Consider the following 12,299-nt stretch of genomic DNA (forward strand, 5'->3'; position numbering starts at 1 on the left):
GGTCCTACTGAGTTATTTACTAAGCATAGCCTGGCTTTTGCCAGCCTTCGGCTTACTGTTGGGCATCAGTACTTTAGCCACAATGTAGCGCCCGATTTTTTGCCCCTGGATGTTGCCGTTCGTGGCGCTGTCCAGGTAGTGAATGCCGCCGTAGAAGCGGGAGATGGAGGCTTCAGCTGCCGCTTGCCGAAACGAGGTGAACGCCCGCCTGCCGCTGCCAAACGGGATTTCCGTGTCATCGACGTAGGCAATTTTGTCGCCCAGCAGGTAGGTAAGTACCTCAGCCGAGGCGTTGGACACCACGGCGTGGCCGCTGGTGTACTCCGGGAAGGGCGGCGTTTGCAGGAAGGGCTGCCACTTCACATCCATGTACTTGTTGATGTAGGTTTCGGGGCGAATGCGGTTGGTCAGGTACTTCATGTCCCAGGTACTGATAAACGAATCCATCAGGGTAATACCTTCTACACAAAGTATATATGCCGTTTTGTCGAACCCTATTTTCTGCTGCTTGGCCACCAGGGCCGCAATATTCATCCAGTGCCCGCCGGGGCTGATTTTTTTGAAGCCGATGGACATGTGGCCCGATGTGTTGACGGCAAACGGGTTGCAATCCCAAAACTGGGCTATCTGTATCTGGTCCTCCGTCAGCTTCTTACCGGCCTTGTACACAGCCTGCGCCTGGTGGTAAAAAGCCGACGTAGTGTCCTTGCTAAAGGCGCACGGCAGCACGGCCCGAAAGCCGCTGGCCGAGTCGATAACCAGCGGCCGGATGGTCTTCCAGTTGGGCTCCACGGCCTCCAGGTAAGCGGGCGGCGTGGGATACCAGTTGCCTTCGGCGCGCACGGGCGTGTAGCGCTTGAGGGTGCTCAGCTGCGCGTAGTGGTCTGATTTTGAGAATTTCACCACCGCATCGGCGGCCAGCTTAGCTACTTTAACCGACTGGCTCAGCACGGCGGGCTTCACCCCTTGCTTCTCCAGGCCTTGCAGGAAGCTGGCTTCTTCCTCGGCCAGGTTTTCGCCAGAAGGCAGCAGTCGGCGGGCCGTTTCCAGCATGCTGTAATAAGCAGCTATCTGGTAGTCGTAAGCAGCCTTTACCGTGTCCAGCCGCAGGTCAGTTGTGAAGCCTTTTACCAAGTGCTGCGCCGTGGGCAAGCTCTTGTTGCGCGCCGCCACAATGCTGTATGACCCCAGCATGCTGTAGGCATAGAAGCGCGACGCGGCCGGCGGGCTGATAACGTCGTGCACCATCACCATGTTAATGCTATCGAGCGCCTTACTGGGGTTAAGCTGCTCGGCAGCCGGTGGGGTATGAACCGCTACGCTGGTGTGCGTCAGCACGGTAAGCGCCAGCCCGGCCAACGTAATCTGGTACTGCATGGGTTTTCCTACACTCATTATTCCTTGTAAAACTGCACGGGCCCGTTGCTCACCCCCACCACCAGGTAGGGCTGCTTGTTGACCATGATTTCGCTTACCGACTTCACGTCGCCCACCACGCAAATGCCCGCCGCCGGCTGCTTCACGTAGCTAAAGTGACCACGGCCGTCGCCTTGCAGCAGGCAGCCGTAGCTGGCATCTATACTGCCCATTTTCAGACGGTTATCGGTATGGTTGCCGAGCAGCAGCAAGTCGGGGTGGCCGTCGTGGTTGTAGTCGCCGCTGGTAATTTGACTCACCACCGAAAACTGCGCTTCTATCGGCAGCTCAGCGGGCGCGAATTTGCCTTTGTTGTTGATATACAGCATGGTGCGCAGCTCGGTGGCTTCCAGCTTACTGGCCTTGCCCAGTTCCTCGCCGGGGAAAATCTCCGTCATCGTGGCGTCGGCGTAGGCTTTGTAGGAGGTGAAGCGGCGGCGCATAGGGTATATCAGGTCGTTGAGCTCGTCGCGGCTCACGAAGGGGTAGCTTTTGCCATCCACGTAGAAATTGAAGAACGGGTCGATAGAGCCATTGCCGTCAAAATCAGCGTAGTACAGCGCGGCCGGCTCCTGGGCGGTGGCCCGCAGCGGGCTGTTGAGGCCGAGGTTGCCGGCCACCAGGTCGGGCTGCCCGTCGGCGTTCACGTCGGCCATGTGCAGGCTAAACCACAGGCCCGGCTGGGGCGTGGCGAAATAGTCGGCAGTCTGGTTTTTGAAGCCTTGCGGGGTGTTGACCCACACGGTTATCGGCATCATTTCGCCGCACAGTACCAGGTCTTTGCGGCCGTCCTTGTTCAGGTCCACCCACTGCGCATCAGTCACCATGCCGGTGTGGGCAAACGGCATCTCGGCGGCCGTAAAGGTGCCCCGGCCATCGTTGAGCAGTAGGTAGCTGGGCGGAGCCTGCGGGTAGCGACCCGGTATCACGCGGCCCCCCACGAAAATATCCAAATCGCCGTCGTTGTCCACGTCGGCGGGGCGAACGCAGCTTTTGCTGCCCGCGTTGAGGGTAGGCAGCCCACTGGTGGCTAGGGTCAGGTGCCCTTTGCCATCGTTGAGGTACAACTCATCCTGCAAGTCGTCCTGCCCGGCCTCATACAGCGCGTAGCCGCCTTTGGCCACGTAGAGGTCGGGGTAGCCATCGCCGTTGGCGTCGAAAAACGTGGCCGCTGCCACCGTGCCGGCCGGGCGGTTGGTACTGCGCGCCAAGGGTGCTTCCATGAATTTACCGCCTGGCTGTTGCAGGTACAGCTTGCCTACTTCGTCTTTGGCCCCGCTCACAAACAGGTCTTCCCGGCCGTCCTTGTTTACGTCGGCCTTCACCAGCACTGGCGCAGTTTTGGAATACATGAACAGCATGAGCACCTGGCGCTTAAAGTCGTTCAGCGTCATTTCTTCAGGCTTGAAATCGAACAGCGCCGGCACCGGCTTGAACACCGGCTTGGTGGCAACAACGGCCTGGGCCACCGGCTTGTCCTTGGGCTGCCCGCTGAGCTGAAGCAGCTGGTTGGCCTTCACGTTGGTGAGCAGCTGCGTAGTTTGGTTGGGCCAAACGATGCGCACCGAGTCGGCGCGCTGGTTGGTGCCCAGCCCGAAATTCAGGGTCGTGGACACGCACGAGAGGTAGCCGCGGTTGGGGTTTACTTCCTGGTACTGCGCCTGGCCGGGCGTGTACACGTACACTTTGGCCCCCACGGCCTGGGTGTTTTGGCCGGGGCCTTTTAGCTTCAAAGCCAGGTAGGCCGTGTGGTTTGCATCGGTGCTGTGGTTGCGGTAAATGCTGGCGGCCTGGTTAAGGGTGTTCACGACTAAATCCAAATCGCCGTCGTTGTCGAGGTCGGCGTAAATGGCACCGTTCGACATGTTGGTTTGGTTCAGCCCCCACTCCTGCTGCTTGTTGGAGAATGCCAGGTTGTGTTCGTTGCGGAAAATGTAGTCGGGCACCGCCGTGGCGGGCATGGCCGTCACCAAATCCATCAGTAGGAACGGCTCCTTGGCCATTGCCTTTTTGATTTTGTAATCGCCCCAGTAGCGCAGAAAATCCTTATTGGTGTAGTCGCGCAGGTAGCCGTTGCTGATGTAGATGTCCTTGTAGCCGTCGTTGTCGAAATCGGCAATCAGCGGGCACCAGCTCCAGTCGGTTTTCGATACGCCGGCCAACTGCCCAATCTCGCTGAACGTGCCATCACCGTTGTTAAGGTGCAGCATGTTGCGCATGTACTGCGGATATAATCCTTGCTGCTGCTGCAACTCAAACACCTCGTAGTTCTCCTGCAATTGCAGCGACTTCTGGCGGTGGTTGTCGGCCGGCAGCATGTCGAGGGTGAAGATATCGGGCTGCGTATCGTTGTTGAAATCAGCGATATCCACGCCCATCGAAAACTGCGAGTGGTGCCGCAGCATCTCCTGCGAACGGTTGGTAAAGGTGCCGTTGTGGTTGTTGATATACAGGTAGTCGGGCTCGTTGTAGTCGTTGGTGACGTAGATATCCTGCCAACCGTCCTTGTTGATATCGGCCACCGCAATGCCCAGGCCGAACGTGAGCGGGCTCTGCACGATGCCGGCGGTTTGGGAAATGTCGGTGAAATGGCCGCCGTCGTTTTTGAAAAGCTTGTTGCCCGCCAGCGCATCTACCTCGCCCTTGTAGCGAGCAAACTCCATGTTGTCAATCTTCTTGATGTTGTGATTGAGCAGGAACATGTCGAGGTCGCCGTCATTATCATAGTCGAAAAAAGCGGCCTGCGTGCTGTACCCGGGGTCATCCAAACCGTATTGGCTGGCTTGTTCCTGAAATTTGTTATCTCCTTGATTGATAAATAGTTGATTGCGGCGCACATCATCGGCCTTTTTGCCCGAGTAGCAGACGTAGATATCCAGCCGACCGTCGCCGTTAACGTCGGCCATCGTCACGCCGGTTTTCCAACCGTCTTTGCGCCCGCTCAACGCTGGCGAAGCCTGGTCGGTAATGTCCTTGAACTTGAAGCCGCCCTGGTTGAGGTACAGCTTATTGGGCCGCATGTTGCCGGTGAACATCAAGTCGGGCAGGCCATCGTTGTTAATGTCGCCCACGGCTACGCCGCCCCCATTGTAGAAATATTCGTACGATAGGATGTTGAGCGCCTCGTTTTCGCTCACAGCGTTGTTGAAGCTGATGCCCGTTTCCTGGGCGCTGAGCAGGCTAAACAGCGGCTGCGGCGCCTGGGCGCGGCTGGCGGCAGCTAGCAGGAGCAGCGTGAGGATAAGTTGACAACGAACTCTTAGGCAACGCATACGGGTATAAATTACAGCTGGGGCTTTTTAAAGATACGGAGCATTCTAGCGGGCTACCCCCGCGCCTTCATTGAAGCCGCCTGCAACGCCGCCAGCGCCGCATCCGTCACGTCGCCGAAGAGCGACACGCCGGCCGCGCCATTGCGCAGGGCGTTTTCAATACCCTGTTGCAGGTCGGCGTTGTTGTTGTTGAAATCGGGCAAGTACAGGCCGGCGTAGAGCGGAAACTTGCCATTCAGGGCCGTTACGCCTTCCTTCACGGCTTGGCCAATCCAGGCTACGGGCTCCTTGTAGAAGCCGTGGTAAATCATGGGGCACACCGCGCTGATGTTCCAGTTTACCCAGTCCTGCTTCACGTTGCGGTGGGCAATGTCGGGGGTGGGGAACACGGCGGCGGTGATAGGCTTGCGGTACTGCTTGGCCACGGCGGTAAGGCGGCGCACCACCTCGTTCACGCGCTCGTAGCGAAACGCCCGCCACGAGGGGCTGGCCTCCGGATACTGCACTTTGTCGATGTCCACGCCATATGCAGCTTTATAGGCGGCCTTGCACACCGCGCAGTAGCAGAAGTCGTATTCGGGCAGTTCGCTGGTTTGCACAATCTTGTAGTTATCCCAGAGGTTGACGGGTAGAATCACGTCGCAAAACCGCACGTAATCAAGGTGAATGCCGTCGATGTAGTCCTTTTTGAGGGCGGCGGCGTAGTCCTGCTCCAGGTACTGCTTCACCTCCTCGCGCGAGGGGCACAGCCAGCGGTAATAGTCCACGTAGGGCGGGTGGGTGGCGCACGACTCGCCCTTGCGGCTCACGGCATACCACTCGGGATGGGCGGCCAGCAGCGTTTTTTCGCCGCGGTTCATGGTCCAAATCCAGCGGTGGGCCTCTAGCTTCTGGGTTTTGGCGGCGCGGAAATGCCGCTCGCTGTCGGCCTCAAAGAAGATGCCGCGCACGCCCGCTTCGTAGTACTTGCGGTAGCGCTCGGTGAGCTGGGCGTCGGTGTCTTTTTGGTTGGGATTGGTCCACACCCAGTGCTTCCAGCCGGCTTTGGGGGGCGCGGTGGGCAGGGCAGCCTGGGCCACGGTGGCCGGCAAAAGCGGCGCGGCCAAGCCCATCAAGAGGCTATTCTGAACAAATTTGCGGCGGTTGGTCATGGCTAGGGTTTCAGGGTTTCAACTAGTCCTTCGTCGTTGATGCGGATGGCGGCACTGCCGGCCGCCGTAATAGTGGCGGTAAACTGGTAGGGCGTGGCCGCTAGCGCCAGCTGATTCGCCTGCTTATCAACCTGCGCCTGAGGCGTAATCTTCAGCTCGGCTAAGGTGGCGGCGTAGTGGCCAGTTTTCTCCCGAAACTGCTGCTGGCGGTAATATACCAACCATAAATACTGCTTGCGCAGCTCGGCCGCGGGCAGCTGCCAGGCCGTACCGGCCTGGCGCGTAAACTGCAAGTAGCCCCAGCGCTCGGGGTAGTGCATGTTGATTACGCCCTGCGGCGACCACACCCAGTTGCGCTCGGGCAAGTCTTTGCCGGCGGCGTTTTGGAGCTTGGGATTTTTGAGGCCCGCCACCTTGGTATCCCACTCCACGTGCGAGAAGTTGATGCGCCACTGCGTGCCCTCGGTGGGCGGCTGCCACGGAAAGCCCATGCGCACGGCCTTTAGTGGAATGGCCATTTCCACGGTCCAGCTTTTATCCTGGTCCTGGGGCTGGTTGAGGGTACCGTTGATGGCCACACCCGAGCGCAGCCCGGCCACGTCCCAGCTAATGAGGGCGTCGCCTTTGTCGCGGTAGGGCTTGGGTAGGTAGAGGTCGAAAATCTGGTTGATGGCATTTACCTCGACCTCAAAGTACTGGTGGGCGTTGTTATCGGGGTCGATAAAGACCTCAAAATCATTGTCTTTGTAAATAATATCGTCGTGGTGGGTTTGAGTAGCCCAGATTTGCGGCTCCTGCAACGTGGCGGCAATGAAGAGCGTGGAGTCGTTCCAGAGCATTTTCACGCGCGTTTGGAACGTGGGCAGGGGCTTGGCCGCCCCCTCAATGTCCACGAAGTCGGTGGTCCAGGGGGCTTTTTGCCAGTCGCTTTCCCGCAGGTTGCCATCCAGGGTCAGGGGCTGGCTGGTGTGCTGCACCACGTAGCCCTTGGGCGGCGTAAAGAGGTGTTCGAGGCCCTTAAAAGGCGTTTGGGCGTGCGTGGGCAGGGTGAGTCCCAGGCCAAGGGCCACACTCAGCCAGCGGGCTGACCAAAGCTTAGGTAATAGTTGTGGAAAAAAAGCAACCGGTATGTTCATGTGAGCAAGTGAGCTGACTGGCAATTCCTTATAAAAAAAGTGAGGCTTTACCCCAGCCTTGCCCGGAGTAAAGCCTCACCTACTACGAAGCGCGTAGGGGGTTATTTATCCCACCACACCCGCGAGGTCAGCAGGTCGCCGCCGCTCAGGCTGGCCACGCCCATCTGGTAGCCGGCGGGGTTGTTAGAAACCTCCGTTACCGGGTAAATCAGACGGCGCGGAATGGTGCCGCCAGTCACGTTGCCGGGGTAGTTCACGGGCGTCAGCTGCGGGAAGCCCGAGCGGCGCCAGTTGTTCCAGCCCTCAATAAAGTCGAACGTGGTGGACGCTTCCACCCAGTACTGCTCATTAATTTGCTTGAGCTGATTGGTAGCGGCTAGGGGGTTGGCGGCTACGTAGGCCTCGATGGCCGTGGAGCTGATGGTAGCGGCAGTGCTCAACTGCGATAGCGACAGCATGGCCCCGCGCACGCCGTTGGCGTAGTGGGTGGCGGCGTTGGCGCCCACGCTCCAGCCGCGGTTAGCAGCTTCGGCCAGCAGCAACTCGGTTTCGGCGTAGGTCAGCAAAAAGTTGGGGGCGTTGCGCTGAATGTACACGGCCAAGCGGGGCCGCGAGTAGTTGCCGAGGGGCGCCAGGTCGGCCGCCGTGCCGGTGCCGCCGGGGTAGTCGGTGCGCTTGCGAATGTCGAAGGTGCCGCCCGTGAGGTCGTAGCCATTGGGCAGGCCGCGCTGCACGGCCGGGTCGCTGTTGCCGGCCAGCGTCTGGTCGGCGTTGGCGGTAGCACCGGCCTGCGCAATCTCGGCGATGGCCCCCAGGCGGGGGTCGTTGGTGGTGCGCAGGTAGTCAATCAGGGTTTTGCTCCACTTCACTTCCCGGAAGTCATCGGTGGTGAGCAAGGCGTTGGCCGAAGCGTTCTGCGTGTCGCCGAAGGCGATGTCACCGCGCACCAGGGCGTTGTCGGTGTAGCTCGCCATGGTGCCGGCGGCAGCAGCTTTTTCGGTGTAGGTTTTGGCCAGGGTGGGGTTCACCTTGGTCATGCGCATGGCCACGCGCACCATCAGCGAGTAGCCCAGCTTCTTCCACTGCGTTACGTCGCCGCCGTAGAGCAGGTCGCCCGAGGCCTTGGCACCGGCCGCGTCGAGGCTGGCAATGGCCTTGTCGAGGTCCGTCAGCATGGCGGGGTAAATGTTCTCCTGCTTATCGTACTGGGGCGTGTTGATGCCCTGCGTCGCCTGCAAAGCCTGCGAGTACGGCACGTCGCCGTAGGTATCGGTGATGCGCTGGAATATCATGATTTTCATGATATTGCTAATGGCAATCACGTTGGTGTAGCGCGAGGTGCCCTGGCCCTGGCTATTGGCCACGTCAATGGCCTGCTGCAAGCGGCTCAGCGCCGTGTAGCCCTGGCCGAAGATGAGCGCCTGGTAGCCCGTGAAGCCGCCGGAGTTGGTGTACTTGTCACCGTTGCCGTAGTAGTTGAACGTGCTGGCCAGCGCCTGAATAGAGGGGGCCGGGTACAACAGCTGCGCGTAGCCAGCGTTGGCAAACGTCAGCTGGCCATCGGTCAGCAAGTAGTTGGGGTTGAGGTTATTAGCCCCGGCCGCGGTTGGGTTGGTATTGATTTCGTCCAGGTACTTCTCCGAGCAGGAAGTGCTGAACAGGGTGGCCGATAAAGCCGCGTAGATAAGTGCCTTTTTCATAGCCCTAGCTTATTTGAATTTAACATTGAGGGTAACGCCATAGGTGCGGGCGAAGGGCAGCGAGCCGCCTTCTACCCCAGCGTAGGCAACCAGGGGCGAAATGGTGTTCTCCGGGTCGATGTTGTCGGTGTGCTTCATGATGGTGAACAGGTTGCGCCCCACCAGCGACAAGGTAATGGCCTGGAATGGCGTGCGCGCCAGCAGCGTCTGGTTGAGGGTGTAGCCAAACGTGAGCTGGCGGAACTTGATGAAGCTGCCATCCAGCACCGACAGGGCCGAAATGTTGGTAGCCAGCTTCGGGTAGTACTCGTAGGCTGGCACCACCGTGGTGTTCACGGCGCCGCCTTCCGTAACGCCCTGCGCCACTACGCCACCGTCGCGGCCAGCCAGGGTAGCCTGGTTGAGGCCCCGGCCGTAGGAGTAGTACTCGGTGGCCGACAAAATCTTGTTGTTGAATTTGTAGTCAATGAGGGCCGACAGGTTGAAGTTGCCGAAGTTGAAGTCGTTGTTCCAGCCGCCGTACAGGTTGGCAATGCCCGAGCCCATCGGCGTCAGGTCGCCGCGCACGGGCACGCCATCCGCGCCGATAATTACGTTGCCGCTGGCATCGCGCTTGTAGTCGTAGGCACGTACCTGCGCAATGGGCAGGCCCTTCACGATGCCGATGTTGCCGTTCATGGGGCGGTAGGTACCGGTTTGCAGCGGGTTGTTGGCGCCGCCGTCAATGTCCAGCACTTCGTTGTGCAGCTTGGTGAAGTTGAACGACGAGGTCCAGGTGAAGGCACCGCGCTTCACGGGCACCACCGTCAGGCCCAGCTCGATGCCGCGGTTCAGGGTCGAGCCCAGGTTTACCGTGGTACCCTCGTAGCCAGTAGCAACCGAGAGGGCCGCGTTTACAATCTCGCCGGTGGTTTTGCGGTTGAAGTACGCCAGGTCAATGCTAATGCGGTTGCTGAGGAACTTCAGCTCCGTGCCCACTTCAAACTCCCGCAGGTTGTAGGGGCGCAGGTTGGCATTGGGCAAGGTCGAGCTGTAGTTAGCGCGCGGCACGCCGTTGATAGGGTTGCCGATGCTGTAGTATTGTTGCGTCAGGTAGGGGTTGGCGGCCTCGCCGCTGGTCTTGGCATAAGAAGCACGCAGCTTACCGTAGCTCAGCACCGGCGAGTCGAGCAGGTCGGAGAAGATGAAGCTACCGGCTACCGACGGCGTGAAGATGCTGCGGTTGCCGTTGGGCAGCGACGAGAAGCGGTCGTAGCGGCCGGTGGTGCTCAAGGTCAGGAACTTGTACGTGAAGTCGGCGGTGTAGTACACCGAAGGCGTCACCAGTTCCGTGAACTGATATTCGAGGTTGCGGTTGCGCAGGTTGGTAGGCGTGTACAGGTAAGGCACAATGAACTGCCCACCGTACAGGCGGCTGCTCTCAAACCGGTTGCGGCGGTAGTTAGCCCCCAGGCTGGCGCTGATGGAGATATCCTGGTTGAGGCTCTTGTTGAACGACAGCAAGGCGTCGCTGTTCATTTCCAGGCGGCTGCCCAGGGTCAGGTTATCCAAGCCACCTTCGCCGGCGCTCGAGTACAGCGTGCCGTAGGGCGTCACGCCAAAGCGGCGGTCGCTAGAGTAGTCGTAGCCCACGCGGGCCAGCAGCGAGAGATAGTCGGTGAACTGGTAGCGGCCCGAGAGCGAGCTGATGAGGCGCTTGCGCGACACGTTGTTCACAAACTGATTCACCACAAACCAGGGGTTGGTGGCGTAGCTATCCACGTTCCAAGCGGTTTCGAGGCCGTTGTTGTTGGGGTCGAAGCCGGGGGCTAGGGTAGCCTGGTCGATGTTGGGGGCCAGGAACAGGATGTTGTTGGCGTTCAGGGGCGAGTCGCTGAGCTGGGCGCGGTTCTTGTCGTTCTGGTCAATGTAGCTGGCCGTTAGGTTGAAGCTCAGCTTCTTGGTCAGGTCGTAGGCCGTGTTGAAGTTGACTGTGCGGCGCGTGAGGCCACTGTTGCGCAGGATGGACTGGCCATCCAGGTTCGAAAGCGACAGGCGGTAGGTGCCTTTGTCGCCGCCACCCGAAATGGCTACCGTGTTGGTCCAGGAAGGTGCCGCGCGGTAGAAGTTATTGATGTTGCCCTTCACCTTAGAGTAGGCGTGCTCCTGGCCATCAATGCCAATGGTGGGCGTGCCATCGAGGCGCTGGCCCCAGGCCGTGTTGCCCGACACAATGGCCGAGGCCTTGTCGGTGGGGCGCAAGCCCTGGCTACCCTGCCCGTACTGGTCCTGGAAGTTGGTGTTGTCAACGGCCCGGTCCACCTGGAAGTTGGTGTTGTACTCAATCGTAGTCTTGGTGCGCGAGCCGCTCTTGGTCGTGATTTGCACCACGCCGTTGGCCGCCCGGGCGCCATAGAGGGCCGAAGCAGTTGAGCCTTTCAGCACCGTCACGTTCTCAATATCATCGGGGTTGATGTTGCTGATACCGTCGCCCAAGTCGGCACCGCCCCACTCACCGGCGCTGCCGCGCACAGTGTTGTCCATGGGCACGCCGTTGATAACAATAAGCGGCGAAGAGGTGCCCGAAAACGACGTTACGCCCCGAATGTTCAGGCGTACCGACGAGCCGGGGCCGCCGCTGGCGCCCGCCACGTTCAGGCCGGCCACGCGGCCTTGCAGCGAGTTGGCCACGTTGGTTTCACGCGCCACGTTGAGCACGCCGCCGTCCACTTTGGTTACGGCGTAGCCCACTTTGCGCTCGTCCTTTTTGATGCCGAGGGCCGTCACGACTACCTCGCCCAGCTCCTTGCTATCAACGGCCATAATGACGTTGAGGGACGAGCGACCCTTCACGGCTACCGTCTGGCTCACGTAGCCCACGTAGGAGAACACTAGCGTGGCATCGTCGGCCGCCGTGAGGGTATAGTTGCCATCCACGTCGGAGGTGGTGCCCTGGGTGGTGCCGCTCACTACCACGCTCACCCCAATGAGGGTTTCGTTGGTGGTACTGGTGATTTTACCAGATATTTTACTCGCCTGGGCATAGCTGTAACCGTGGCCCAGCAGCAGGAGTAAGACAAGTAATTGTAGGTTTCTTCTCATGGGGAAGTGAGTGAGGTGACGAAAGAGATTGGGTGGGCTAAAAAATGAAAATCGAGTACTGACTACTAAATGCAAAGCTTTTACAATCAATCCTTTACTAATGCCAACAGGACCTCGGAAAAGCAGCCTGACGGGGACAGCAACTACTTGGCAAACTGGTGCTAAAAGGTTTTAACAATACTGCAGAAATATTATTCTTACTTTTTAGAGCAGACAACCGGAACAGTAATGTGAAACAGAAAATTATTTTTGAAGAGCAGGCCGCAGAAAGCCTGTTTTTACCAATGAACTCCTTGGCAATTCTCTTAAATTATTCTGGGGAAATAAGGGACAAAAGTAAGCACTACCGACCTAATCTTACCGCTTTGTGCTTTGCCAAAGCCCTTGCATTGGCTGGCAGCTACCGCCTCTATTTACTTGTATTTACTTGGTTTTTCAACTTAGGTGGGGCCTACTACCCCGGCCTGTTTAAGTTGTTTATCTTATCTGAAAGATACTTTCCAATGATGTGACCTAAAGGTAATTGGTTGATTATCACAAACC

Annotated in this window: 7 protein-coding genes; 1 reads left to right on the forward strand and 6 read right to left on the reverse strand. The window is 58.9% G+C overall.

The window, feature by feature from the left end:
• Positions 1-12: 12 nt before the first annotated feature.
• From ACYVGC_RS16670 to ACYVGC_RS16695, 6 genes are all read right to left on the reverse strand, one after another.
• Positions 13-1,395 carry a vanadium-dependent haloperoxidase gene (locus ACYVGC_RS16670; RefSeq protein ID WP_460584981.1) on the reverse strand — a complete coding sequence of 461 codons (1,383 nt, stop codon included), beginning with the start codon at positions 1,393-1,395 and terminating at the stop codon, positions 13-15.
• Positions 1,395-4,688 (reverse strand): VCBS repeat-containing protein, encoded by a 3,294-nt coding sequence (locus ACYVGC_RS16675; RefSeq protein ID WP_460584982.1) that lies wholly within the window; start codon positions 4,686-4,688, stop codon positions 1,395-1,397. The genes ACYVGC_RS16670 and ACYVGC_RS16675 overlap by 1 nt, the downstream gene beginning before the upstream one ends.
• Before the next feature lie 53 nt (positions 4,689-4,741).
• Positions 4,742-5,839, reverse strand: a complete 1,098-nt coding sequence (locus tag ACYVGC_RS16680; protein WP_460584983.1) for a glycoside hydrolase family 10 protein — start codon at positions 5,837-5,839, stop codon at positions 4,742-4,744.
• Between the two features lie 2 nt (positions 5,840-5,841).
• Positions 5,842-6,975 carry a carbohydrate-binding family 9-like protein gene (locus ACYVGC_RS16685; RefSeq protein WP_460584984.1) on the reverse strand — a complete coding sequence of 378 codons (1,134 nt, stop codon included), beginning with the start codon at positions 6,973-6,975 and terminating at the stop codon, positions 5,842-5,844.
• Between the two features lie 101 nt (positions 6,976-7,076).
• Entirely contained in the window at positions 7,077-8,675 is a 1,599-nt protein-coding gene (locus tag ACYVGC_RS16690; protein ID WP_460584985.1) for a RagB/SusD family nutrient uptake outer membrane protein, read from the reverse strand.
• Between the two features lie 9 nt (positions 8,676-8,684).
• The gene (locus ACYVGC_RS16695; protein ID WP_460584986.1) at positions 8,685-11,756 is read right to left on the reverse strand and encodes a SusC/RagA family TonB-linked outer membrane protein; all 3,072 of its coding nucleotides are present in this window, start codon (positions 11,754-11,756) and stop codon (positions 8,685-8,687) included.
• A 158-nt stretch (positions 11,757-11,914) separates the two neighbouring features.
• Between ACYVGC_RS16695 and ACYVGC_RS16700 the strand changes: the two genes are divergently transcribed.
• Positions 11,915-12,268 (forward strand): hypothetical protein, encoded by a 354-nt coding sequence (locus ACYVGC_RS16700; protein WP_460584987.1) that lies wholly within the window; start codon positions 11,915-11,917, stop codon positions 12,266-12,268.
• The last annotated feature ends 31 nt before the right edge of the window (positions 12,269-12,299 follow it).

The organism is Hymenobacter arcticus (assembly GCF_054779975.1).